General features: G+C 58.5%; 26 protein-coding genes. 11 read left to right on the top strand and 15 right to left on the bottom strand.

Translation table 11 applies throughout. From position 1 onward, the window contains the following. The first annotated feature begins 58 nt into the window (after positions 1–58). Entirely contained in the window at positions 59–238 is a 180-nt protein-coding gene (locus tag CU100_RS03360) for a hypothetical protein (RefSeq protein WP_106715116.1), read from the top strand. 30 nt (positions 239–268) lie between these two features. Here the strand turns inward: CU100_RS03360 and CU100_RS03365 are convergent, their stop codons facing one another. The 8 genes from CU100_RS03365 to CU100_RS03400 all read right to left on the bottom strand — a co-directional run bounded on the left by CU100_RS03365 (position 269) and on the right by CU100_RS03400 (position 3,665). Beyond that, positions 269–538, bottom strand: coding sequence for a hypothetical protein (locus CU100_RS03365; RefSeq protein ID WP_106715117.1), 270 nt, complete (start codon positions 536–538; stop codon positions 269–271). Between the two features lie 28 nt (positions 539–566). Continuing rightward, positions 567–1,289: a metallophosphoesterase family protein gene (locus tag CU100_RS03370; RefSeq protein WP_106715118.1), complete on the bottom strand. Its 723-nt coding sequence runs from the start codon at positions 1,287–1,289 to the stop codon at positions 567–569. A gap of 13 nt (positions 1,290–1,302) precedes the next feature. Next, positions 1,303–2,097, bottom strand: a complete 795-nt coding sequence (locus CU100_RS03375; protein ID WP_106715119.1) for a nucleotidyltransferase family protein — start codon at positions 2,095–2,097, stop codon at positions 1,303–1,305. Between the two features lie 200 nt (positions 2,098–2,297). Continuing rightward, on the bottom strand, positions 2,298–2,543 hold the full coding sequence (locus CU100_RS03380; protein ID WP_106715120.1) for a hypothetical protein: 246 nt from the start codon (positions 2,541–2,543) through the stop codon (positions 2,298–2,300). Further along, positions 2,489–3,001 carry a nuclear transport factor 2 family protein gene (locus CU100_RS03385; RefSeq protein WP_106715121.1) on the bottom strand — a complete coding sequence of 171 codons (513 nt, stop codon included), beginning with the start codon at positions 2,999–3,001 and terminating at the stop codon, positions 2,489–2,491. Before CU100_RS03385 ends, CU100_RS03380 begins: the two co-directional genes overlap by 55 nt. Before the next feature lie 21 nt (positions 3,002–3,022). Beyond that, positions 3,023–3,241: a hypothetical protein gene (locus CU100_RS03390; protein ID WP_106715122.1), complete on the bottom strand. Its 219-nt coding sequence runs from the start codon at positions 3,239–3,241 to the stop codon at positions 3,023–3,025. Between the two features lie 32 nt (positions 3,242–3,273). Next, complete coding sequence (locus tag CU100_RS03395) at positions 3,274–3,471, bottom strand: hypothetical protein (protein ID WP_106715123.1); 198 nt, start codon at positions 3,469–3,471, stop codon at positions 3,274–3,276. A gap of 8 nt (positions 3,472–3,479) precedes the next feature. Continuing rightward, a complete protein-coding gene (locus tag CU100_RS03400) occupies positions 3,480–3,665 on the bottom strand; it encodes a hypothetical protein (protein ID WP_106715124.1) in 186 nt (61 codons plus the stop codon). Between the two features lie 211 nt (positions 3,666–3,876). On the opposite strand from CU100_RS03400, the gene CU100_RS03405 reads away from it, so the two are divergent. The 3 genes from CU100_RS03405 to CU100_RS03415 all read left to right on the top strand — a co-directional run bounded on the left by CU100_RS03405 (position 3,877) and on the right by CU100_RS03415 (position 6,026). Beyond that, the gene (locus CU100_RS03405; RefSeq protein ID WP_245418904.1) at positions 3,877–4,710 is read left to right on the top strand and encodes an MBL fold metallo-hydrolase; all 834 of its coding nucleotides are present in this window, start codon (positions 3,877–3,879) and stop codon (positions 4,708–4,710) included. Positions 4,711–4,789: 79 nt separating this feature from the next. After that, positions 4,790–5,299 (top strand): ferritin-like domain-containing protein, encoded by a 510-nt coding sequence (locus tag CU100_RS03410; RefSeq protein WP_106715970.1) that lies wholly within the window; start codon positions 4,790–4,792, stop codon positions 5,297–5,299. Positions 5,300–5,387: 88 nt separating this feature from the next. Further along, entirely contained in the window at positions 5,388–6,026 is a 639-nt protein-coding gene (locus CU100_RS03415) for a CDP-alcohol phosphatidyltransferase family protein (protein ID WP_106715126.1), read from the top strand. A 22-nt stretch (positions 6,027–6,048) separates the two neighbouring features. On the opposite strand, the gene CU100_RS03420 is transcribed toward CU100_RS03415, so the two are convergent. From CU100_RS03420 to CU100_RS03430, 3 genes are all read right to left on the bottom strand, one after another. Next, the gene (locus CU100_RS03420; protein ID WP_106715127.1) at positions 6,049–6,810 is read right to left on the bottom strand and encodes a potassium channel family protein; all 762 of its coding nucleotides are present in this window, start codon (positions 6,808–6,810) and stop codon (positions 6,049–6,051) included. A 78-nt stretch (positions 6,811–6,888) separates the two neighbouring features. Beyond that, positions 6,889–8,121, bottom strand: a complete 1,233-nt coding sequence (pepT, locus tag CU100_RS03425; protein WP_106715128.1) for a peptidase T — start codon at positions 8,119–8,121, stop codon at positions 6,889–6,891. Between the two features lie 67 nt (positions 8,122–8,188). After that, the gene (locus CU100_RS03430; protein ID WP_106715129.1) at positions 8,189–9,817 is read right to left on the bottom strand and encodes an alpha-D-glucose phosphate-specific phosphoglucomutase; all 1,629 of its coding nucleotides are present in this window, start codon (positions 9,815–9,817) and stop codon (positions 8,189–8,191) included. A gap of 153 nt (positions 9,818–9,970) precedes the next feature. Here CU100_RS03430 and CU100_RS03435 point away from each other — a divergent pair, with 153 nt between their 5' ends. Both CU100_RS03435 and CU100_RS03440 read left to right on the top strand, forming a co-directional pair. Continuing rightward, positions 9,971–10,231, top strand: a complete 261-nt coding sequence (locus tag CU100_RS03435; protein ID WP_106715130.1) for a type II toxin-antitoxin system Phd/YefM family antitoxin — start codon at positions 9,971–9,973, stop codon at positions 10,229–10,231. Continuing rightward, positions 10,231–10,641: a type II toxin-antitoxin system VapC family toxin gene (locus CU100_RS03440; RefSeq protein ID WP_106715131.1), complete on the top strand. Its 411-nt coding sequence runs from the start codon at positions 10,231–10,233 to the stop codon at positions 10,639–10,641. Before CU100_RS03435 ends, CU100_RS03440 begins: the two co-directional genes overlap by 1 nt. Positions 10,642–10,692: 51 nt before the next feature. On the opposite strand, the gene CU100_RS03445 is transcribed toward CU100_RS03440, so the two are convergent. Beyond that, positions 10,693–11,310: a L,D-transpeptidase gene (locus CU100_RS03445; RefSeq protein ID WP_106715132.1), complete on the bottom strand. Its 618-nt coding sequence runs from the start codon at positions 11,308–11,310 to the stop codon at positions 10,693–10,695. Between the two features lie 174 nt (positions 11,311–11,484). Here CU100_RS03445 and CU100_RS03450 point away from each other — a divergent pair, with 174 nt between their 5' ends. Then, complete coding sequence (locus CU100_RS03450) at positions 11,485–11,979, top strand: MmcB family DNA repair protein (protein WP_106715133.1); 495 nt, start codon at positions 11,485–11,487, stop codon at positions 11,977–11,979. A gap of 160 nt (positions 11,980–12,139) precedes the next feature. Here CU100_RS03450 and CU100_RS03455 read toward each other — a convergent pair whose 3' ends face one another. The 3 genes from CU100_RS03455 to hrpB all read right to left on the bottom strand — a co-directional run bounded on the left by CU100_RS03455 (position 12,140) and on the right by hrpB (position 16,591). After that, complete coding sequence (locus CU100_RS03455; protein ID WP_106715134.1) at positions 12,140–12,703, bottom strand: ActR/PrrA/RegA family redox response regulator transcription factor; 564 nt, start codon at positions 12,701–12,703, stop codon at positions 12,140–12,142. Positions 12,704–12,771: 68 nt separating this feature from the next. Then, complete coding sequence (locus CU100_RS03460) at positions 12,772–14,073, bottom strand: ActS/PrrB/RegB family redox-sensitive histidine kinase (protein WP_106715135.1); 1,302 nt, start codon at positions 14,071–14,073, stop codon at positions 12,772–12,774. A gap of 73 nt (positions 14,074–14,146) precedes the next feature. Continuing rightward, complete coding sequence (gene hrpB / locus CU100_RS03465; protein WP_106715971.1) at positions 14,147–16,591, bottom strand: ATP-dependent helicase HrpB; 2,445 nt, start codon at positions 16,589–16,591, stop codon at positions 14,147–14,149. Positions 16,592–16,802: 211 nt separating this feature from the next. Between hrpB and CU100_RS03470 the strand changes: the two genes are divergently transcribed. The 4 genes from CU100_RS03470 (at position 16,803) to CU100_RS03485 (ending at position 22,644) form a co-directional block, all read left to right on the top strand. After that, a complete protein-coding gene (locus CU100_RS03470) occupies positions 16,803–18,821 on the top strand; it encodes a S10 family serine carboxypeptidase-like protein (RefSeq protein WP_106715136.1) in 2,019 nt (672 codons plus the stop codon). Positions 18,822–18,831: 10 nt separating this feature from the next. Further along, positions 18,832–19,257 carry a hypothetical protein gene (locus tag CU100_RS26700; protein WP_170113718.1) on the top strand — a complete coding sequence of 142 codons (426 nt, stop codon included), beginning with the start codon at positions 18,832–18,834 and terminating at the stop codon, positions 19,255–19,257. Between the two features lie 454 nt (positions 19,258–19,711). Further along, positions 19,712–22,261 carry a S10 family serine carboxypeptidase-like protein gene (locus CU100_RS03480; RefSeq protein WP_170113719.1) on the top strand — a complete coding sequence of 850 codons (2,550 nt, stop codon included), beginning with the start codon at positions 19,712–19,714 and terminating at the stop codon, positions 22,259–22,261. Positions 22,262–22,272: 11 nt separating this feature from the next. Next, positions 22,273–22,644, top strand: a complete 372-nt coding sequence (locus tag CU100_RS03485; protein WP_106715139.1) for a hypothetical protein — start codon at positions 22,273–22,275, stop codon at positions 22,642–22,644. Positions 22,645–22,680: the final 36 nt, after the last annotated feature.

Here is a 22,680-nt window from a genome sequence, read left to right on the forward strand (position 1 = left end):
GAACTTCTCCGGTAGATGTGCGTTGGGCATTGTTTTTCCTGGTATCGGAGATGCGACGATGGACCAAGTGCTTTTGCTCCTATTGCTGCCGATTGCGCACCCTGTCGCCTGCGGTATCGCCGGACTGGCAATAGCGCTGTGGCGAAGGTTTCGTGCTGCCAGAAAGGGTGCCGAAAACCGCAATCATGAACGGGACAGGGTCTCTCATGGCGGCCGCAATGCACGACTGGTGAGGTGAAATGCCGTAACTGAGTGACGGGATGATCCTTCAGATCAACTTGCCCCAGGCCGGGTGCCACTCAACACCTTCTGCAAGTTCGACAAAGACGGGTTTCGACTCGCCATCCGCCTTGTGATTTTCAGCCACGCGAAACGCTTGTTCCGGCTCCATTTCCTCGCCGGGGAAGATGACATCATCGCTTCCGGGCCTCGCGATCTGCCGAATATATGACCTGATATTTCCGTCGGATCGATAGAGTTTGATGACCAGTGAACCCGGCTCCACAAGACTTTGCCGAAAATGATGATAGGTTCGCATTGGTGTCTTTCATTGCGCCATGCGCAGGTCAGATTTCCAGAATGGCATATGGCCTTCCGGTCGGTTTCTCGATATGCGCCGCGACATTGAACACAGGCGCGCCGCCGGGCGTGACGCCTTCATAGACACCTCTATGTGCATGACCATGAACGACGGCATTGACCTTGAAACGGTCAATGGTCTCGGCGAGGCGTGACGAGCCGAGGAAGGGGTAAATCTCCGGCGGTTCTCCCGCGACGGTCGCCGCGATCGGAGCATAGTGGAGAACGACGACGGCGCGCTCGGTGTTTACCTTGCGCAGCGCATTTTCAAGACGCATCGCTTCGGCGACGCTCTCGGATACCATCGCCTTTATGGCGGGTTCGCCGAATGAACCCAGCATGTGCCTGCCAAAGCCGCCGGCGAAACCCTTTGCGCCGACGAAGCCGACACCATTGATTTCCACCATTTGCCCATCGAGAAGATGGACGCCTGACTGAATGAGGATCGACGAGATTTCCGTGACGGCATCGCATTGGTAATCGTGGTTTCCGAGCACCGCCACCACCGGGAGGGTGCAACCTTTCAGGTCGGCAGCCAGGGACTGCGCTTCCTGGGGCTTTCCAAGGTCGGTGAGATCGCCGGCGATGACCAGCACGTCGGCGACGTCCGAGATCTCCTTGAAAAGGTCCCTGTAGGTGACCGACCCGTCTTCCTTGACGTGAAGGTCGGCAACTGCGGCGACCCTCATCTTGCCGTTCGATTTGCTCATTCTGTCACCTCCGTCAGTCGCGCATTTCGCCTTCTCCACCAACGTCGGCGAAACCCCATTCCTTGATATCGATCTCGAAATCGGCACGCGAATACATCCTGCCCCGGCAAATCTTCATCTGGGGCAGAGGTAGATTTCTCTGTGCCGAAAGTCTGTCCAGGAGTTCATCCATGAGCCAGAGCGGAACCTTGTCGCGCTCGGAAGGATATATCCATCTGAAATTGAGCAGATGGATCAGCAGGACCTCCCAGTGCACTTCCATGTAGCCGAGCAGCTTTTCCCAATCGATCCGGTCATGCGCCTTCAAGATGACATGTGCGACGTCGGGTCCATCATATCTGTGGCGAAGCTGGATGAAGGCTTTCGACCAGATCAGTTCCGTGGGCGCGAGGATGGCGACGGGAAGGTCATTCATCCGGACCTGCATCGCATTCTCGAACCATTGCTCGCCGACGGGCATGGTTCCATTGGATGATGCAAAGATCACGTCGAAGAAGTGCCGTCCCTTGTAGACCTTACCGAGCCAGCGATCGTCCTCGATTTCGATGGCATATCCGCAAGATTTGAAGTGCGAAAGGATGCGTGGATAGTCGCCGGCCTTGCAGAAGATGTCGAAATCCTTGGTCGGCCTCGAAATGCCGGTATAGGCGCTCACGGCAAAAGTGCCGGCGACGAGGAAAGGGATGTTGGACCTGACCAACTCGGCAATGGCTTCGCTGACAAAGGCTTCCGCTTCCTCGTCCACCAACTGCGGCAGCGCCAGCGGCGCTTCTGGTGCATTTTCATGTGGGGCGGCGGGCCTTGGCATGCAAACTCTCCTGAACCGTTGGTTAGTTGTTGAAGGAACAACACCCGACGGAACCTGAGGTTCCGCCGTGGCCGAGGCCGCTGCGTCTGCGTGACACCGATGCCGAGGAGCCCGCAACCGGGGATAGGCTGCCGAGAACGTGATTGTTCGAGACAGTCGAAGTGACGGCGACTATGCGGGATAGCGTTTAGTCGCCAGGTTCAATCATCGGCGCGCGGCTTGTTGTGGCTGCTCTCCTGATTGAGGCCGCGAACGTCGGGACGATCGCCACTCGTGGCCTCGTCGGCTTCGGGAGCGCGAAGGTTTCCTCCCTTCCGGTAAGCCTCTCGGAGTTCCTTGGATTGTTTCAGATCGCGCTCCGCGACATCGGGCTTTACCTCGTCCTTCGGGTTCAACCCGCCTTCGATGATTTCGATCTGCCTCTCGTGGGTTTTCCTTCCAACCATTGTTCTGATCCTTCGGGTTTGTTCGCTGTTTCAGGGCGAACCGCCAGTGGCGTTTGCTGGTGGTGCACAAGCAGCCACTGCGAATTCGCATGCGTGTATATGGAACTGCAGAGAGCCTCGTATGCCGGTTCGCTGCCCCGCTGCGCCGTTGCGCGATAGGTCAGCACGGCTACATGCGGGTCCAGCGATACGAGGCTCTGGTTCTGCATCTCGATCTTGTTCCAGCGAGGTGCTTTGTCCAGTGCCGCAATGATCTCGTCGCCAACGAGAACGCCAGGCGGCTCGGGAAACACCATGATGCAATCGGGCGCAAGAAACGTGGTGTAATAGGCGGCGTCGCTGAGCCAGAAGCCACGTTCCATTTCCCAAAGCGCGACGTCGCTGGAGCTGTCAGATACCACGGAGGACCTGACGAAGAACGGCAACAGCTCCGATATGCTGGAGCCAAAAAAGTTCATGTCCTTACGCCTTTCCTTGGCTCAATCGTCGTTGAGGCGGTTAGCGGCATGATCGTGGTATTGCTCGGTCTGAATCTGTTTGCCGTCCGCGCCGCGCTCACGCGAATGTTGCGCCTTGTCCCTGTTGGAAAGAACCATGTTCTCGGGGATCGTATCTTCGGGAACCTCGGTCATCGCACCTTCACCCGAGCCTTTTCCCTGTGAACCCTTGCCGAAATGTTTCTTGCTGGCCTGTGCCATGGGGATTTTCCTTTCACGTCATAGGTAAGCGATTACTTACCCGCCTTCTGGCGCGGGTCGTGCGTGTGATGACTGTCTCGCTCTCCGCCGCCGCCGGACACCTTGCTCCTGGAGCGCTGATCAGACTCGGCCGGCGGCTTGTCGATCTTCAGCGGTGTCTTGGCATTTTCATGCGAGGCTCCCGGGCCTCCCTGACGGATACTGGCTGGTGTCTTGGTTGATGTTGACATGATGTACCTCAACGATCCTGCTGATAACCCTGGTGAGTCGTGTTGAGTTTCGTATTGCCCGTCTGGCCGCGCTTGTCCGGATTATCCGTGGCATTCGCGTGCTGGACTTCCTGTTTTTCCGCAGGTTTTGCGGCATCGCCCGGGCCTTTGGGCGAGCGATTTTCCTCGGGGACGGGGGGTGGTTTCGAAGTCATGATAATTCCTCCTTCTCGTTTCAAAACCAATCAATCCACCGAATGTTCCATCCAAATGGGCGGCTTCGCCGGACCGGAATCGCTGGAACATTCGGCCGGCATCATTGTTTCACAGCGACCGGGCAAGTGGCGCAGATGAAGCGCGCCCGAGGCTCATGGATGAACCCTTCCAAGCGCCGCAACAGGGACATTCACCAGGAGGAGCACAGCAGTGAGCAAGCAGATACCCATGCCGGATTCCGCCGTTGCCGAGACGTTCAAGGATGAGGCGGGCGCAATCGAAGTCCGCAACGACCTGACATACCTGACGACGGGCATCGTCAACGTGGCGTTCATTGGCTTCCCGAAGAACGACTGGGTGCTTGTCGACGCCGGTCTTTCAACCTATGCCGGAACAATAATCGAAGCGGCGGATCAGCGCTTTGGCAGCCTCGCGACGCCGCGTTGCATCATCCTCACGCATGGTCATTTCGACCATATAGGATCGCTGGAGGCGCTTCTGGAACGATGGGACGTTCCCGTCTATGCGCATCCAGCGGAGTTCCCCTACCTGGACGGAAGCCAATCCTATCCGCCGCCGGATCCGTCCGCCGGTGGCGGGGCAATGACGCTGCTTTCCCCGCTCTTTCCCCGCGGCCCGATCGACATATCGCGCTGGCTGAGGGAGCTTCCGGGGGACGGCACGGTGCCGGGGCTGGAGGGCTGGAGGTGGTTACATACGCCCGGTCACACGCAAGGGCATATCTCGCTATGGCGGGAGGCGGACAGGACGCTTGTGGCGGGCGACGCATTCATCACGACGCGGCAGGAGTCCGCCTATCACGCTCTTGCGCAGACGCCGGAACTGCATGGCCCGCCGCGCTACTTCACCCCCGACTGGAACGCTGCGGAGGCATCTGTCCGCAAGCTTGCGGATCTGGAGCCGGAGCTTGTCGTGACCGGCCACGGCAAGGCGATGGCGGGGCCGGAACTGCAGGCGGGCCTGCACCGCCTGGCAGACAATTTCGGCTCGATCGCGGTGCCTCATTCCCGGACCCGACCATAAAAGGCTGGTGCCCTCCTTGCGGGGAACAATCTCAAGTTCCTGGTGTTGGAGGGCGATGATGAAAAAAGAGGAGAGTGATATGACTGCTGCAGACACAGCACTGAACAACTGGCTGCGTGACGCTCACGCCATGGAAGAACAGGCGCTTACGATGCTGAAAGGCCAGGAGAGCCGTCTCGAAAGTTATCCCGAGTTGCGCGCGCGTATTTCCCAGCACATCAGGGAGACGGAGCGCCAGGCGCAAATGGTTCGCGGATGCCTGGAGCGGCGCAACACCGATACGTCCGGCCTCAAGGACGCGGGCGCCAAGCTGACAGCTCTCGGCCAGTCGCTGAGCGGGATCTTCGTCAGCGACGAAGTGATGAAGGGCTCACTCGCCAGCTACACTTTCGAACATATGGAAATTGCGAGTTACCGCATGCTGGCGGAAGCTGCCTCTTTCGTAGGCGACAGCGAAACCCAGCGCGTCTGCGAGGAGATAATGCGCGAGGAGGAAGCCATGGCACAGTGGCTTGCCGAGCACGCAGGCGAGGTTACCCGCACCTACCTCGCGCGGGAAGAGACGGATTCGGACAGAGCCAAGCGTTGACCCCTGAAAACGGCACGCCTTCAAAGACGCCGCTTCTGTTGGGCCCCGATATCGGCTAGTTTGCCCTGACGGGATATCGGGGGGACAGATGAGTAAAGTCGAGGAGCCGGCAGCGCGCCGGCCTATTGCAGCGCGGTCGTCGTCTTGGGCGATCGGACTGAGCAAATATCTCGTCAGGACTGGTGTTACGGCCAATGGCATCTCGGTGCTCTCCGTCTTTTTTGCCGCCGCTGGCGGGGCGCTTACAGGATTTGGCAATCAACACCCGGTTGCATGGATCGCAGCGGCGGCCTGCGTGCAGATGAGGCTGGTCTGCAATCTTCTCGACGGAATGGTGGCGATCGAAGGCGGGAAGAAGACCCCGAACGGACCGCTTTATAACGAATTTCCCGACAGGATCGCCGATAGTCTCCTATTGGTTCCGGTCGGCTATGCGACAGGTCTGCCATGGCTCGGCTGGCTGTGTGCACTCCTGGCGGCGCTGACCGCCTATATAAGGGTATTTGGCGGGTCATTGGGTCTGCCCCAGGACTTCAGCGGTATCATGGCGAAGCAGCGCCGCATGGCAGCGCTGACGGTTGGCCTTGTGGCGCAAACAATCGAGACCGTGGTCTTTGGTACCGTCTGGTCGCTTGGCGTCACGTTGGCGGCCATCACCGCCGGCAGCCTCGTAACTTGCATAACCCGGACGATCTCCCTGACCGGCAGTCTCGAAGGCCGCCAATAAGCATCGCTCGGGGCGAACCCGTTCAGCTTTCGCCCTCATTCTCGATGTGGACGATGGCTCCGCAATCCTTGCAATGCACTGCATCCGCGTCATGCCGGCTGAGCCCGCAATTGGAGCATACGTAGCGGACCTTGTTCGGCCTGAACAACACCTGTGCGAGGCGCAGGAACAGCGTCACGCCGAAGATCATGATCGACACGGATATCAACCGGCCCGTCGTGCCCTCAAGCGTAATATCTCCGAAACCCGTGGTCGTGAGCGCCGTGACGGTAAAATACAGCGCATCGGCATAATTGGCGATTTCCGCGTTTGTCCGGTGCTGCGTCTCATAGACCAGCCCGGTCATGATAAACAGAAAGACCAGGAGGTTGATGACAGCGATCAACGCATCTTCATGCTGGCGCACGAATGGGAAATCGATGCGCAGGCGGGCGAGAACCTGATAGGTGTGCAGGAGCCGGACGGTGCGAAGTATCCGCAGAAAACCGAAACCTTCCCCGGAGAGGGGGGCAAGAAACGAGAAAATGGCGACGAGATCCGCGATTGTGGATGGCCGAAAGAACGAACGCATCGTCATTTCGCCTATGGAAAAACGAGCCAGAACGTCGAGCAGGATAATCAGTCCGATGCCCGCGTCCACCCACTCGACGACTTGTGACCGTGGCAGAAATGACGTGCCGATAACGAACAATATGGTGATTATATCAAAGACCAGCAGGACGTACCGGAACAGGTGGGCCCTGTCGGTATTTCCCTCGTACAATTCTGATAACAACTTTCTCACTACGATCCTGTCGCTGCATCAACGGCAGCCCGCAAGGCGGATATGATTGGCCATGATATCGAATAATCAGGACTTGCTCTAGCTGCGCTCCGCCCAGATCCTTGCAAGTTCCACGAGCGTCCTGACGCCCCGTTCCATATCCTGCCGGCTGACCCATTCCAGCGGCGAGTGAAACGCGTGACCGCCTGCAAAGAGGTTGGCGCAGGGCAGTCCCATGAATGACAGCCGTGAGCCATCGGTGCCGCCGCGAATGCTGCCGCGCACCGGCGCCGTGCCCGCGCGCCGGATCGCCTCCATGGCGTAGTCGACGATCTGCGGGTGGCGGTCGAGGATCGCCTTCATGTTGCGGTATTGCTGAATGATCTCGAACGCATGGGAAGAGCCAGGATAAGCGGCCATCACGTCCTTGACGACACTCTCCAGCAGGGCCTCCTTTGAAGCGAGCCCATCCTCTGAAAAGTCCCGGACAATGAGGCTGATTGTGGCCTTCTCCATCGAACCGGTGACGCCCGTTGGATGGATGAACCCCTCCCGGTCCGATGTTGTCTCCGGTGCGGCTTCCATTGGCAGGCGATCGATGATGGCGCCGGCAATCCTTACGGCGTTCTCCATCTTGCCCTTGGCGAAGCCCGGATGAATGGCGACGCCCTGAATGGCGATTTCGACACCATCGGCAGAGAATGTCTCGTCTTCGATGTGACCGGCGGTTTCGCCGTCGACCGTATAGGCAAACTGCGCGCCGAGTTTGGCAAGATCGACCTTGTCGGCTCCGCGTCCGACCTCCTCGTCCGGCGTGAACAGAAGCTTGATCGTTCCATGCTCGATGCCGGGATTATCGACGAGGAACTGTGCCGCAGTCATGATCTCGGCAAGCCCGGCCTTGTCATCGGCCCCGAGCAACGTGGTGCCATCTGTGGTTATGATATCGTTGCCGATCTGGTCGCGCAGTGCCGGATTGTCGCTGACGCGGATAATTCGCTGCGGATCGCCCGGAAGCTGTATGTCGCCCCCTGTATAATTGCGCACGATTTGCGGCTTTACATCCGTTCCGGTGAAGTCAGGCGCGGTATCCATATGCGAGCAGAAGCAGATGACGGGCACCTGCCTGTCCGTATTGGACGGAATGGTCGCATAGACATAACCGTGCTCATCGAGATGCGCATCCGAAATGCCCATCGCCAGGAGTTCCTCCACGAGCAGGTGCCCGAGAACCTTCTGCTTTTCAGTAGAAGGCTGTGAGCGGGACGTGGGGTCCGATTGCGTGTCTATAACGACATAGCGGAGAAAACGGTCGGTAACAGTGTCGGTCATGGGGCGCGTGGTCCACGGTTCTCGTCGGCGAAAGACAGTTTGTACTGCCGGGTTGCATCTGGTCCGATCAGGTGATCACACTCGGTTTGTCACGCCCGGTGTGCCCCTTGATATCGGCAAGCTCATGCGCGGCGCGCACAAGATCGGCAAGGGCCGCTTGCGTTTCGAGATCATGGCGCTTCGGATCGGGCTCGTAGCGTTCGATGTAAAGGCGGATGGTCGCGCCGGAGGTTCCGGTTCCGGAGAGGCGAAAGACCACACGTGAGCCGCCTTCGAACAGGATGCGGATGCCCTGGTGCTCGCTGACCGATTTGTCGACCGGATCATGATAGGCGAAATCGTCCGCATGCGTGATCTTGAGGCCCTGGACCGACGTGCCGGGGAGGGCAGGCAACCTGGCGCGCAAATCATCCATCAACTTGTTGGCGCCGGACGTGTCGACCCCTTCGTAATCGTGGCGCGAATAGTAATTGCGCCCGTAGGTTGCCCAATGCTCATGTGCGATCTGCATGACGCTGAGCTTGCGCACCGCGAGAATATTGAGCCAGAGCAGCACGGCCCAGAGCCCGTCCTTCTCGCGCACGTGGTTGGAGCCTGTGCCGGAACTTTCCTCGCCGCATATGGTGGCCATGCCGGCGTCGAGCAGATTGCCGAAGAACTTCCAGCCCGTCGGCGTCTCATACATGCCGATATTGAGCTTCTCGGCCACGCGGTCCGCAGCGCCGCTGGTCGGCATGGAACGGGCAATACCCGCAAGTCCCGATTTATAACCGGGGGCGAGATGCGCGTTCGCGGCAAGCATGGCAAGCGAATCGGACGGCGTGATGAAAATACCCTTGCCGATGATGAGATTGCGGTCGCCGTCGCCATCGGAAGCGGCACCGAAATCCGGCCCATCGGACGACATAAGAAGATCGTAGAGGTCCTTGGCGTAGACGAGGTTCGGGTCCGGGTGATGCCCGCCGAAATCCTCCAGAGGCACGAAATTGATGCAGGTACCTTCCGGCGCGCCGAGCCGGCGTTCAAGGATCTCCTTGCCGTATGGACCTGTGACCGCATGCATCGAATCGAAGCGGAGGGTAAAACCCGACTTGATGAGCGCGCGAATTGCATCGAAGTCGAACAGCGTCTCCATCAGTTCGGCATAATCGGTCACGGGGTCGATGACCTCGACATCCATGGCACCGAGCTTTTGCGAGCCGATCGCATCGATGTCGAAGTCAGGCGCATCGGCGATCATATATTGCGTGATGGTTTTGGAACGGGCGAAGATCGCCTCCGTGATCTTCTCGGGAGCCGGCCCGCCATTGCCTATATTATATTTGATGCCGAAATCTTCAGTGGGGCCGCCGGGATTGTGGCTCGCCGAGAGAATAAGACCACCAAAGGCCTTGTGCTTGCGGATGACGTTTGAGGCGGCAGGGGTCGACAGGATGCCGCCTTTGCCGACAAGAACCCGCCCGAAACCATTGGCCGCAGCCATCTTGGCAGCAATCTGGACGACTTCGCGATTGTAGTAGCGGCCGTCACCGCCGATCACCAACGTCTTGCCCTTGAAACCCTCAAGTGAATCGAAGACCGACTGGATGAAGTTTTCTACGTAGTTCTCCTGCTGAAACTCGGGGACTTTCTTACGCAGGCCGGACGTTCCGGGCTTCTGGTCGTCGAAGGGCTTGGTGACAACGGTCTTGAACATATATCATTCCAGTCTCTGCTACGTTTCTGCGTCAATCTATGAGCCGGTCGTGTATCAGGTCAACACGACAGAATTCCGAAGGCATGATGCAATGAGCGCAACTTGATCCCATCGGCCAAATGTAGCAACGTAGCTACAGTCATAGGAGGCGTCATGGGTATCACCACAATCTCCAGTAGACAGTTCAATCAGTATGCCAGCGAGGCCAAAAAAGCAGCGAAGGATGGACCTGTGTTCATCACCGATCGCGGCAGACCTGCGCATGTGCTTTTGAGCATCGAGGAGTACAGAAAGCTGACGGGCCGTGGAAAAAGCCTTTTGGAAGCGTTAGCGCAGCCGGGAGGACCGGAGTATGATTTTGACGTGGAGTTTCCCCGTATTGACTTCAAACTGAAGCCTGCCGATTTTTCCTGATGTTCATTCTGGATACGAACGTTGTTTCAGAGTTGCGCCGCCCAGCGAAAGCTGATCCAAACGTTGCAAAATGGGCATCGACACATGGACAGGCCAGTTTCTTCCTGTCTTCAATAACCATTATGGAACTTGAGATAAGTGTCCTGCTCACAGAAAGACGTGATATCATGCGAGGCGCCATGTTGCGGGCATGGTTGGAGACGATCGTTCTGCCGGATTTTGCCGAAAGAATTCTTGTATTCGACGCGGCAGTCGCCGTTTGTTGTGCGGGTCTGCACGTGCCCAATCCGAAATCCGAGCGCGACGCATTTATTGCCGCGACGGCCCTTGTCCATGGCATGACCGTCGTCACCCGGAACGTCGCCGATTTCAAATCGGCAGGCGTTGAAGTCTTTAACCCCTGGAACTAATAAAGGCCGCTTGAGGGCGGCCTTTTTGCTACTTGTTACTGAGCCAGCGAATTACCTGACAATGACCTTCGTGCCCACTTCGGCACGGTTGTATAGGTCCATGATATCCTGGTTCATCAGTCGGATGCACCCCGACGACATGGCCTTGCCGATCGACCACCATTCCGGTGTGCCATGCAGACGATAGCCCGTGTCGCCGCCCTTGTTGAAAAGGTAAAGCGCACGCGCGCCGAGCGGATTGGTGATGCCAGGATCCATGCCATTGCGGAACTCGGCAAGTTCAGGCCGACGCTGGATCATTTCCTTCGGCGGGGTCCAGGTTGGCCACTCGCGCTTCAGGGCGATGCGCGCGGTTCCGTTCCATTCGAAGCCCTCTTTGCCGACACCGATGCCATAGCGCATCGCCTTGCCGCCGCCGAGGACGTAGTAGAGGTATTTCGCACCCGTATCGACGATGATCGTTCCGGGCTGCTCAGTGCCATCGTAGCGGACTTCCTGGCGCAGGAACTGGGGCGGGATCTTGGAGCGTGGAACTGCAGGAATGACATAGCCCGCATCAACGACCGAAGAATAGGAGGCGGTGGAGTAGCTGAATCCTATCGTGGAACAGCCGGTCAGGGCAGTTGTGGCCATCAGCCCAACTGCGAGGACGATAGTCTTTAATTGCATGGTCACCCCAAATATCAAGCGAATCTAAGTGCGTTTTCTTGGCTTGCCTCTCTACCGCCATTATTGTTAATGCGGGATTAACCGTAAAGTGAAGTTTTTCGTTAACCTGTTAATCCTCAACCGCGCCGTGTACTTTTTTGTGCATGGTTGCAAATTTGCCGATAGTTTCGGGTCATGCCTCTCATAAGCCTGGATCAGACAAGTCCGCTCGCAGATGGGCGACAATCGGAAAACGCCATGCTGGTGCGACGTGGCGTGCAGCGGTTGTTCCTCGAAATGGGCCTGGCCGTCGTACCGGAATTGCCCCTGGCATCCGGCCGCCGCGCCGATCTTGTCGCTCTCACTCGAACCGGCGAGGTCTGGATCGTCGAGATCAAATCATCCATCGAGGATTTCAGGGTCGATCGCAAATGGCCGATCTATCGCGCGCACTGCGACAGGTTGTTCTTCGCAACCCATCCGGGCGTTCCGGCAGATATTTTCCCCGAGGACTGCGGTTTCATCCTTTCGGATGGCTACGGTGCCGAGATAATACGCGATGCGCCGGAACACAAATTGGCTGGGGCAACACGCAAGGCGGTGACGCTGCGCTTTGCAAGGATCAGCGCCGCGCGCATGACGCTGGCGGAACTTTCGGGTCTGGACTTGCCTGAAACGGATGTGGAATAGGCTCCGCGCCAGATGCCTGCTATCTCTCCCGTTGTGGTAGAGAAATCCAAGTGAGTGGGTAGTTCGTGAAGCAAATCCCCTCTCTTGCGATTTCTAGTATTTAGCGAAGAGGCTAACGTGCTGAAATCGCGTTCTCCCCCACAATGGGGGGAGATAAGCTCTAGCGCGGCGCTCGCTTTGCCAGGATACGCTGCAACGTGCGGCGATGCATGTTGAGGCGACGCGCCGTCTCGGAAACATTGCGGTCGCACATTTCATAGACGCGCTGGATATGTTCCCAGCGGACCCTGTCGGCGGACATGGGATTTTCCGGCGGGGCGACCTTCTCGCCCGAGCGTCGCGTCAGCGCCGCGAATACTTCGTCCGCATCTGCGGGCTTCGACAGGTAATCTATGGCGCCGAGTTTGACCGCATTGACTGCCGTGGCGATATTGCCATATCCGGTCAGGATCACAGCGCGCGTATCCTCGCGCCGGGCGCGAATGGCCTCGATGATATCGAGGCCGTTGCCGTCGCCGAGCCGCATGTCGACGACCGCATAGGCCGGTGCATGAGTCTTGACACTGGCAAGGCCAGCTTCGACTGAATCTGCGATGGCGACTGTGAAGCCTCGCGTTTCCATTGCGCGCGCAAGGCGTTGCAAGAAGGGCTTGTCATCGTCGACAAGAAGAAGTGTCGGATCGCCGCCAATGGCCGCAACATCGTCCTGATCCGTGGTTTCCATCAGGGTTTCCTGCTCATTTTCTATTATTATTTGCTTTTAATGGTTCGCAATGAAGAAAAAGTCAAAGATTATTGATCTGCAACGAGTTGATTGCGGGGCCAGATGACGACGACCTCCGCGCCTTGCCCCGGATCGTTGCGATTCCGGAAGGTAATGGTCGCCCCCGAACGCTCGAGCAGCGTCTTGGCAATGAAAAGCCCGAGCCCGAGCCCTCCCCCATGTTCGTTGATTTCCCGGTCCCGCCCGGTCGTATAGGGCTCGCCTATGCGATCCAGAATCTCGGCGGCAAATCCTTCGCCATCGTCACTGATGATGATCTCGACCGTCTTGTCGGACCAACCCCAGCTGACATCCACCGTTGCCCTGGCGAAATCGATCGCATTCTCGACGAGATTGCCGAGACCATAGATGATGCCGGGGTTGCGGCGGATGACCGGTTCCACGCCTTCGCCGCGCAACTTCTTCACCTCGATATTGATGCCGAAATCACGATTTGGCTCGATGACTTCCTCGATCAGGGAAGAAATCTTCAGCCGTGACATATGCTCCTCGCTCGTCGAGGACAGGCTCGTCAGGCGCTTGAGGATTTCACGGCAACGATCCGCCTGTGAGCGCAGAAGCTCGATGTCTTCGGCAAAACGATCATCCTTGGCCAGCGCCCGTTCCATCTCCTTGGCAACGAGCGCGATCGTGGCGAGCGGCGTACCAAGCTCATGCGCTGCAGCAGCGGCAAGCCCGTCGAGCGCCGACAAATGCTGCTCGCGCTGAAGGATCAGTTCGGTTGCAGTCAGAGCGTCGGCGAGCAGCCGCGCCTCTTCGGCGACACGGTAGGCATAGACCGCGGTGAAGGCGAGTGCCGAGACGACCGAGCACCAGACGCCGGCGATGAGGACGAATGGCAGTTGCATCGTCTCGCCCTCGTACCAGGGGAGAGGCAGGTAGATAATGGCCAGTACCGTCGCGCAGATGGTGACGAGAACGCCGAGCGCTATGGTCGAATAGGCCGGGAGCGACGTGGCGGAGATGATCACGGGAACGATCATCAGCACGGCGAAAGGATTTTGCAGTCCGCCGGTCATGTAAAGCAGCCCGGCCACCTGCAGGATATCGAATGCGAGGACCGTGACCGCCGCGCGCGGCTCCAGGCGGTGATTGATCGGGTAGCGGAACGACATCAGGAGGTTCAGCCATGCCGAGCAGGCAATGAGCGCGAAACAGATGCTGACCGGGAAGGGGAACTTGAGGTAGAGCGCAACGAAAAGCACCGCGATACTTTGCCCGGCAACCGCCAGCCAGCGCAGACGGATGAGCGTCGTCAGCCTGAGACGGCGCGACAGATAAGATGAGCGAATACCGAAATCCTGAACCATGGCCGGAGCTTTAGAACAAACGGAGTATAAAGGGAATTGGAGAGTTTGGCGGAGGGTAAAGGGCAGTGCTAACTCACGTTCCCCTCGGCTTGGCGCGGCTCGTCGGCACGGCACTGGCCGGATCTTCCGGCCAGAAGTGCCGTGGATAGCGGCCGCGCATGTCGCTGCGCACGTCCGCCCAGGAGCCTTTCCAAAAGCCGGGCAGGTCGCGCGTGATCTGTATCGGACGGTGTGCGGGCGACAGGAGCTCCAGGAGGAGCGGGATGGTACCATTCGCGATGGCGGGATGGGCGGCGAGCCCGAAGAGTTCTTGCACGCGCACGCTCAGCACCGGCTCCGCTTCCTCGTAGCGGATCGGAATATTGGAGCCGGTCGGTACCTCGAAATGCGTGGGCGCAAGGCTGTCGATCTTGCGCTGCAGGTCGTATGGAACGAGGGAGCGCAGCCCGTCGATCAGCACATGTGCCGGGATCCGGTCGAGCTGTGACGTGCCGTTGAGGAAGGGCAGCAGCCACTCGCCGAGTGCCGTGGTCAAGTCTGCATCATCCATGGCGGGCCATGGAGCACCGAGCCCCCGATGCAGCCAGGCGAGCCGGCGGCGCAGGATCGTGGCTTCTTTCGACCATGGCAGGATATCGAGGCCATGGGCGCGGACCGCGGCGATGACGCCAAGGTTGGCTTCCTCGCCGGCGGGCGCTGCCAGCGTCTTTTCCGATAGGGAGATCGCGCCGATCCGGGTGGCATCGCGAGCTTGCAAGGCATTGCGGCTGACGTCGTAAGTGACCTGTCTCCCGCTGATGATACGATCGCTCAGGGCGTCGCGAATCTCGGCTTCAGTCACCTCGGCGGCGGCGAGAATGCGGGCGCGCCCGGCACGGCCCGAGAGATCGGCCACCACCAGCCATGGCGACTTGGCCAGCGATGTGGCGGGCTCGATCTCGCCGCCGCGTCCGTTTGCCAGCGTGAATTGTCCGTTGCCGCGCGCCTTGGCGATGCGATCGGGATAAGCGCCGAGGAGCAGGCGGCCGGCGCTTTCGGGTTCCGTTGAAGAGAATTCCCCGGCCAGGCGCTCGGCAAGCGATCGCGCTCGCATTGCGCGCTCCCCCCGCTCTCGCTGGAAGCGGGAGAGGCGCACATCGAGATCGGTGTCGTTGCCGCCAAGGCCGCGTTCGGTGAGGAGCACGGCGAGTTCCGCCGCGCGCAATGCCTGGCCACGTTCGCGGGCGGTCAAGACCATGTGGGCGAGGCGGGCAGGCAGAGCCAACTTCCGCATCGCATTGCCCATCGGGGTGATGCGATGGTCCTTGCCGAGCGCGCCGAGGCTTTCGAGCAGGCTCTTCGCCTCCTTGACCGCTGGCGCTGGCGGCGGATCAAGAAAGGCGAGGCTGGCGGGATCGGCAACGCCCCACGCGGCGCAATCGAGTACGAGGCCGGTAAGGTCGGCCTCAAGGATTTCCGGCGGGGCGAAGGCTTCGAGCGCGGCGCTCTGTTCGGCCCGCCACAGCCGCACCGCTATACCGGGCCCGGTGCGTCCGGCCCGGCCCGCGCGCTGGTCTATAGCCGCGCGCGACGCACGAACTGTCTCGAGCCGGGTGAGACCGGTAGCGGGCTCGAACTTCGGCAGGCGGGCAAGACCGCTATCGATGACGACGCGTACACCATCGATGGTGATCGACGTTTCGGCGATCGAGGTGGCAAGCACGACCTTGCGCATGCCGGCAGGCGCGGGCTTGATCGCTGCGTCCTGATCGCGGCCTTCCAGAGCGCCATAAAGCGGGACGACGAGCACGCCAGCCGCGACACGTCCTTGCAGCGCCTCGGCCGTGCGTTCGATCTCGCGCTGGCCGGGAAGGAAGGCGAGAACGCTGCCGGTCTCATCGGCGAGCGTATCGCGGATGGCCCTGACCATGGCGTCTTCGATCCGTTCGTCCGGACTGCGGGGCCTGTACCGAACATCGACGGGAAAGGCGCGGCCCTTGCTTTCCAGCACCGGCGCATCGCCCAGAAGTTTGGCAACGCGCGCACCGTCTAGCGTTGCCGACATCACCAGCAATTTCAAGTCCGGGCGCAGGGCGCCCTGTACATCGAGCGCCAGGGCAAGGCCGAAATCCGCGTCGAGGCTGCGCTCGTGGAACTCATCGAAAAGCACGGCGGCGATGCCGTTCAAATCGGGATCGTCAAGAATCATCCGGGCGAAAACGCCTTCGGTGACGACGAGAATGCGGGTCTTGGCCGAGACCTTGTTCTCAAGGCGCATGCGATAGCCGACCGTTTCGCCGACGGCTTCGCCCATCAGGTTGGCCATGCGGCTGGCGGCGGCGCGGGCAGCAAGGCGGCGCGGCTCGAGCAGTATGATGGTGCGTTCCCCGCGCCAGGCTGCATCCAGAAGATGCAGCGGCACGAGCGTTGTCTTGCCAGCGCCCGGCGGCGCCACCAGCACGGCGGCATCGCCCTCGTCAAGCGCCTTATCAAGCGCAGGCAGGATCCCAGTGACAGGGAGCGCAGGCAGATCTTTCAAAGGGGCATCCGCAAATGGTTGAAGCGGCGTTTTGACAAGGTTTGGAGCGTCAAGTCCAGCAGGATCTGGCTTTTGGCAGCAATGCCAACGGGCAAGCAGCAGTTTTGCCGAACTAACGTGCAAAATTTTCGCCAGATTAAACTTTAGGCGAATTGTTTGGCCGGGCTTTTCTTGGCAATGATCGGTTTTTCCAACCAGGATTTTTCACCCAATGAATTTCAGATATCTGCTGCTTTTCGCGGCGCTTGGTCTCAGCGCCTGCAACGGCTCCAATTCTTCTCAAAACGCAGATGAAGGAACTTTTGATAAAAAGAACATCGTTGACACAAAAGATGGTGGCGGGGAGACGAAAGACACCGGCGACACGGGCGGCAAGTTCGTCGAATTGCCTACGCCGGAGCAAATAGCCCGGCTGAAGGCAGCTGACCTCAAAGCGCTAGGGAAACTCGATGAGGCAGCACTGGCTTTGAAAGGAGCAGGCCTGGACGAGGAAGCCTACAAGCTCTATGCGCCGGAAGACTTCGTGTTGAGCGACCCTACCAGATATGATGACGCGGAAACTGCGTCGCTCGATCCGAAGGGTGTCGATGAGAAGCCGGCAGTCAAACGGCACAAAATGACGCTAAATGGTAAAACCGTCTGGTTTACCGCCAGTACCGGTCATCTCGTCGCCTACTCCGCGAATGATAAAAAGGATGCGCAAGCCTCCATCTTCTATACGGCCTATACGCGCGATGATTTGCCGAGGGAAAAACGCCCCGTCACCTTCTTCTTCAATGGCGGACCGGGTGCGGCTTCGATCTGGCTTCATTTGGGCGGCTGGGGACCAAAACGCATTGAGACGAATAGTCCAGCGGTTACCGCGGATGCTGCCGAGAAGCAGCCGGAGGACATGCCTCTGGTCGACAACGCGGAATCTCTGCTCGATGAAAGCGATCTGGTCTTCGTCGATCCGCCCGGAACCGGCTATTCCGAGGCTATCGCGCCCCATACGAACAAGGATTTTTGGGGTGTCCAGGTGGATGCGGATGTCTTGTTTCAATATATCAAACGTTACGTCAATCTCAACCAGCGGCAATCCTCGCCCAAATATCTCTATGGCGAATCCTATGGCGGCGGCATCCGCGTGCCCATCCTGTCGCGACTGATGACGGAGGCTGGTACCCTGGCCTATGATCCGGACCCATCCGGCAAAACACCGATTGCCCTGAGCGGGTCGATCTTTCACTCTCCTGTTTTCGATATGGGTTCAATGTGCAGCATACATGTCGAGCAGCAGTGCTGGACACTTTTCCCAACCTACGCCATGACTAACGAGGCCTATGCGGCGACGCAGTGGGGTAAAGACAAGGACCTTAAATCCTACCTCAAAGACCTACGGAAATTCACGAATGAACAGCATTACCAAGCGGCCTTCCAGTCTACAAATGAGAGGGGGTATCCTAGATGGAACAACTACGCAGAAAGCGACGACGGGAAAGCCTATCTCAGCCAAGCAGAAACTTACACTGGCGTTGCCGCTGCCGAATGGAAACGCGCGCCGGCAATGCCGTTCATGACGATTCCTGCCGAGGAATTCGCGAAGCTTTCGGCGGATTTCTTCGAGGATTTTCCCTGGATTGTTCGAAAATCATTCGTCGAAGCATTCAAGCCAGAATACCGGCTCAATATCTATGACAGCCGGATGCATATAAAGGGCGATGCAACGAGGCGTATCAGCCCCAAGCCCTACGATTTCGATTTTTACGAGCATAAGGCATTTCACAATGTCTTTACGCGGTACATGCCGGAGTACCTGAATTATACAAATGGATCCTACTACCAACAGCTAAAGCTCGAGGGAGGTATCAACGCCAAATGGGTATGGAAAGATGGCACGACTAACAGGGCCATGACCACCACAATTCCTGACATCATCGGCGCGCTGGAGGCTGATCCTTCGGTCAAATATCTCGCCGTGCATGGCTATTACGATACGGTCACCCCGTTCTACACCACCGAGATGAACCTTGCACGGGGCGGGTTGAAGTATCGCATTCCGGTCAACAACTACCATGGCGGCCACATGATCTATTATTCCAACGATGCGCGTGTAGCCTTGAAAAAAGATGTCGCGGCCTTCTATCGGGCTCCGCCCGTTTTCGCAGCGTCCGAGGCGAGTGCAACGGCCGCGCCGGTAGCATCCGTTAAACAACGCGCTGCCGCAGCGCCAGCCTTGCCGCTGCATTGAGGATAAGCCTATGAAAAACCTGTCAATACTTGCGACCGCCATCATAGTTCTCGGCTCGATGTCTGCAATGGCCATGCCCCTTGATACCGGCACCTTGCATCCCGGACAGTCCATGATCGTAAAAATCGCCGATGGTTTCTTTATGCCGCCGGCTGATCCGAACGCGCCGCCCTTGAATGAGGAAACTGTGCAGGCGGCAGTCGACCAGAAGCTGCAAAGGAAATTCGATGATGCGGTGCGAACCACCAATAATCATTTGACTGTGCAGGGCGCCAAGGATGCCGGCTGGGGTGTCATCGTCGATCACTACGCCGAGATCGACCGCGACAGCGACGGCTATCTGACCTTCGATGAGGTCCAGACATTCTTCGATGCGCGCTCGCCCTTGCCTGCCGCAAGAGCGAGGGCCGCGGCGGAAGTGCAGGTGGTGGAATAAGAAGTGACCGACCGCAAAGGGCAAAGGGGCGCGTCATGCTCATAGTACAGCTGCATTCTTCGTGTTGCCGATGCGCCACGGTGCTCACGTAACCTGGTGCGCCGAGCAGGTGCAGCGGCACGAGCGTTGTCTTGCCTGCGCCCGGCGGCGCCCACCAGCACGGCGGCATTGCCCTCGTCAAGCGCCTTATCAAGCGCAGGCAGGATTTCGGTGACAGGGAGGGCAGGCAGAACTTTCAAAGGGGCATCCGCAAATGGTTGAAGCGGCGTTTTGATAAGGTTTGGAGCGTCAAGTCCAGCAGGATCTGGCTTTTGCCAGCAATGCCAGCGGGCACAAGCAGCAGTTTTGCTCAAGCAATATGCAATGTTGTCGCCGGATTAAACTTTAGGCGAATTGTTTGGCCGGGCTTTTCTTGGCAATGATCGGTTTTTTACCAATCAGGATTTTTCACCCGATGAATTTCAGATTTCTGCTGCTTTTCGCAGTGCTTGGTCTCAGCGCCTGCAACGGCTCCAATTCTTCCAGCAATGACAATGCGGGCACGTTCGATGCCGATATGCTCGCCGCACAGGCCAAGCTTGATGGTCTCAATAGCCAGATATCGCAGAAGACTGCGGCATTGACGGCCGCCGGCGCCAAGCTCACCGCCACCGAACAGGCAGATGCGGCGCTGGGCGCAAAAATCAAGGAGGGTGAAGACACACTGGCGCGGCTGCTCGACGAAGCGAGGATCAAGACGAAGGACGTCGAGACCGCCAGCACGAAGGTGCAGAGCCTGAACCAGGAACGTGCCGATCTTGAAGGGCCGGATGGCAAGATAGAAAAAGCCAAGGCCGTACTGGCCGATTACGAAGGCGCAGGCGCAACCCCCGGCAAGATCGCCAAGGCAAAGACAGAGCTTGCAGGTCTCGAAGCGAGGCTGGTCAAGCTGAAGGGCGATAAGACGATTAAAGACCAGAAGGATCCGAACCATATCGGCTCCATCAAGCTGGCAGAAAACGAGCGCGCGGCTCATACAGCGGAACTCACGTCCCTGATCGGGGACGCGAAGAACCCCGGCAAGATCAAGCTGGCGATGGATGAACTCGCCAGATATGTGGGCGAGAACGGATTGATCGAGACGGCCAAGGCTGAATTGACACGCATCGACAAGCTGAAGACCGCTGCGATCGCCGATACCGAAGCGGCAAAGCTCGAGGCAGCGCGTATCCGCAGCAATGCCTTGATCGAGACCGGACAATTTGCCGAAGCGGCAAAGATCCTCGATGGCGCTGGTCTGACGGCGGAAGGCGCATCGCTTCGCACCGTTACGGCTTTCGTCAAGGAGGGCAAGACCGCAGAAGCGGCGGGCGAATTGACGAAGATCGCGCCAGTCAAGGCGGTGGCGGCGCTCTATACCCGCGGCGGCCTCGACGAGGAAGCCTACAAGCTCTACGCGCCGGCGGACTTCAAACTGGAAGACACGACAACATATGATGGTTCTGCGGGCGCACAGCTCGCGGCAGCCGTCGATGAGAAGCCATCGGTCAAGCGGCACAAGATGACGCTGGACGGCAAGGCATTCTGGTACACCGCCTCGGCCGGCCATCTTACCGCTTTTGCCAGGAACCCGCAGAAGGAAGACCCGCAGGCTTCGATCTTCTATACCGCCTATACGCGCGATGATCTGCCGAAGGCGGATCGCCCCGTCACCTTCTTTTTCAACGGCGGGCCGGGTGCGTCATCGATCTATCTGCATCTCGCATCCTGGGCGCCGAAACGCGCTTTTCTTGACGGACCGAAGTCCAAGCCCGAATGGGTCGACAACCCGCCCGATTCATTTGACATGATTGAAGACGCCGAGTCCATGATTGACAAGAGTGACCTGGTCTTCGTCGATGTCGTTCCTGGCACCGGCTATTCGCAGGCAATTGCGCCGAAGAAGAACCACGACTTTTGGGGGGTCACCGTCGACGTAGAATTATCGCGACAGTTCATCACTCGCTATGTCAATGCCCATAAACGGCAGGCCTCACCCAAGTACCTTTATGGCGAGTCTTACGGGGGCGGTATCCGCGTCCCTAAACTTGCGCGGGCACTGCTGGAAGCGGGTACGAGCGGATATGAGAAGGAAGCTTCCGGAGTAAAGCCGGACGTTCTCACCGGCGTCGTCTTCCACTCTCCCGCCTTTGATTATTCCGCCTCCGATTCTGAGGCCATGCTGCCTACAACTGCGCTGGGAGCCGATTACTTTAATATGACACAAGAACGCGGTGACAGAAGCATCGATGAATATGCTCAAGTGTTGCGCGACTTTATGGTGAAGGAATACCTGCCTGCGCTTAAAGCGGGAAAAACAATAGATGTCTCCAAGTACTCAGGTCCTGCACGACCCGCCGAATTCATTCACAATTCTTACGACTACCGAATGTATTTGCGTCTCGAAACAGTGCCGGTAACTTTTATGGGCTTGACCGGGTTAATGCCGGTGCCGTTAGACTACGAATTCGACTTCGTCGAGGAGCGTGCTTTCAACAACGTGATTACGGATTATCTCCCCCGCCACGTTAACTATAAGACGGCGTCGCCCTATATCAATGCTTCATGGAAGGATTGGTTTCACCCGGCCGAGGGTGCCTTTGAGAGCTGGAATTTTGAGTTCCCTGCCTCAGGCCTGCCGGATATTGTTGCAGCAATTGGCATTGACCCTACGATCAAGCTTCTCACCGTTCATGGCTATTATGATACCGTGACCCCTTTCTACCGATCTGAGCTCAGTCTCAAAGGTGTCGAGATTGATCCTGTGAAGAAAACCACCCTTTTGGACCGTATACCGGTGAAGAATTTCGCCGGCGGCCACATGATGTACTATTCGGAGGAGGCGCGTGCGCCGATGAAAAAGACCCTCGACGAATTCTACGATGCGCCGCCTTATGGCACGGGTCCCACCGTGATCAAAGCCCAGGGTCTTGTCGCGGCAGCACCTATGCAGCGCGCACCTGTCCCCGCCCAAGCCCTGCACTAGGAGAGCGATCCATGGCCATTTCACGCACAATCATCATCGCGCTGCTCTTCACCGTAACGGCCGGGTATGGCCATGCCGGCGACCGCGTTTGGGACCCGGAACCAGGAGCCAAAACACAAAAGCAGGATGCGGCTTCGATCCAGAAGCTGCTTGACAAGGAGCTGCGGGCCAAGTTCGACGCCGCTGCAAAGTCCAATCACCTACTTACGGCGAAGGGCGCCAAGGATGCCGGCTGGGGTGTCATCGTTGATCACTACGACGAGATCGACCGCGACAGCGACGGCTATCTCACCTTCGATGAGGTCCAGACATTCTTCGATGCGCGCTCGCCCTTGGCAACGGCGAGAGCCCGCGCTGCTGCGAAAGTGCAGGTGGTGGAATAGGGAGCCGGGCTGTTTTGCCGCGCAGGCGCGCGGCAA

The sequence above is a fragment of the Phyllobacterium endophyticum genome (assembly GCF_003010935.1).
In the GTDB taxonomy this organism is placed as follows: Bacteria; Pseudomonadota; Alphaproteobacteria; order Rhizobiales; family Rhizobiaceae; genus Phyllobacterium; species Phyllobacterium endophyticum.

Excerpts from the sequence above, each read along its gene's own strand:
- CU100_RS03435 (WP_106715130.1), top strand. The coding sequence starts at position 9,971 with ATGGGTATCACCACAATCTCCAGTAGACAGTTCAATCAGTATGCCAGC.
- CU100_RS03365 (WP_106715117.1), bottom strand. The coding sequence starts at position 538 with ATGCGAACCTATCATCATTTTCGGCAAAGTCTTGTGGAGCCGGGTTCA.
- CU100_RS03410 (WP_106715970.1), top strand. The coding sequence starts at position 4,790 with ATGACTGCTGCAGACACAGCACTGAACAACTGGCTGCGTGACGCTCAC.
- CU100_RS03445 (WP_106715132.1), bottom strand. The coding sequence starts at position 11,310 with ATGCAATTAAAGACTATCGTCCTCGCAGTTGGGCTGATGGCCACAACT.
- CU100_RS03395 (WP_106715123.1), bottom strand. The coding sequence starts at position 3,471 with ATGTCAACATCAACCAAGACACCAGCCAGTATCCGTCAGGGAGGCCCG.
- CU100_RS03455 (WP_106715134.1), bottom strand. The coding sequence starts at position 12,703 with ATGGAAACCACGGATCAGGACGATGTTGCGGCCATTGGCGGCGATCCG.
- CU100_RS03415 (WP_106715126.1), top strand. The coding sequence starts at position 5,388 with ATGAGTAAAGTCGAGGAGCCGGCAGCGCGCCGGCCTATTGCAGCGCGG.
- CU100_RS03385 (WP_106715121.1), bottom strand. The coding sequence starts at position 3,001 with ATGAACTTTTTTGGCTCCAGCATATCGGAGCTGTTGCCGTTCTTCGTC.
- CU100_RS03485 (WP_106715139.1), top strand. The coding sequence starts at position 22,273 with ATGGCCATTTCACGCACAATCATCATCGCGCTGCTCTTCACCGTAACG.
- CU100_RS03430 (WP_106715129.1), bottom strand. The coding sequence starts at position 9,817 with ATGTTCAAGACCGTTGTCACCAAGCCCTTCGACGACCAGAAGCCCGGA.
- CU100_RS26700 (WP_170113718.1), top strand. The coding sequence starts at position 18,832 with ATGAAAAACCTGTCAATACTTGCGACCGCCATCATAGTTCTCGGCTCG.
- CU100_RS03450 (WP_106715133.1), top strand. The coding sequence starts at position 11,485 with ATGCCTCTCATAAGCCTGGATCAGACAAGTCCGCTCGCAGATGGGCGA.
- CU100_RS03470 (WP_106715136.1), top strand. The coding sequence starts at position 16,803 with ATGAATTTCAGATATCTGCTGCTTTTCGCGGCGCTTGGTCTCAGCGCC.
- CU100_RS03460 (WP_106715135.1), bottom strand. The coding sequence starts at position 14,073 with ATGGTTCAGGATTTCGGTATTCGCTCATCTTATCTGTCGCGCCGTCTC.
- CU100_RS03380 (WP_106715120.1), bottom strand. The coding sequence starts at position 2,543 with ATGGTTGGAAGGAAAACCCACGAGAGGCAGATCGAAATCATCGAAGGC.
- CU100_RS03480 (WP_170113719.1), top strand. The coding sequence starts at position 19,712 with ATGAATTTCAGATTTCTGCTGCTTTTCGCAGTGCTTGGTCTCAGCGCC.
- CU100_RS03440 (WP_106715131.1), top strand. The coding sequence starts at position 10,231 with ATGTTCATTCTGGATACGAACGTTGTTTCAGAGTTGCGCCGCCCAGCG.
- pepT (WP_106715128.1), bottom strand. The coding sequence starts at position 8,121 with ATGACCGACACTGTTACCGACCGTTTTCTCCGCTATGTCGTTATAGAC.
- CU100_RS03390 (WP_106715122.1), bottom strand. The coding sequence starts at position 3,241 with ATGGCACAGGCCAGCAAGAAACATTTCGGCAAGGGTTCACAGGGAAAA.
- CU100_RS03375 (WP_106715119.1), bottom strand. The coding sequence starts at position 2,097 with ATGCCAAGGCCCGCCGCCCCACATGAAAATGCACCAGAAGCGCCGCTG.
- CU100_RS03370 (WP_106715118.1), bottom strand. The coding sequence starts at position 1,289 with ATGAGCAAATCGAACGGCAAGATGAGGGTCGCCGCAGTTGCCGACCTT.
- CU100_RS03360 (WP_106715116.1), top strand. The coding sequence starts at position 59 with ATGGACCAAGTGCTTTTGCTCCTATTGCTGCCGATTGCGCACCCTGTC.
- CU100_RS03400 (WP_106715124.1), bottom strand. The coding sequence starts at position 3,665 with ATGACTTCGAAACCACCCCCCGTCCCCGAGGAAAATCGCTCGCCCAAA.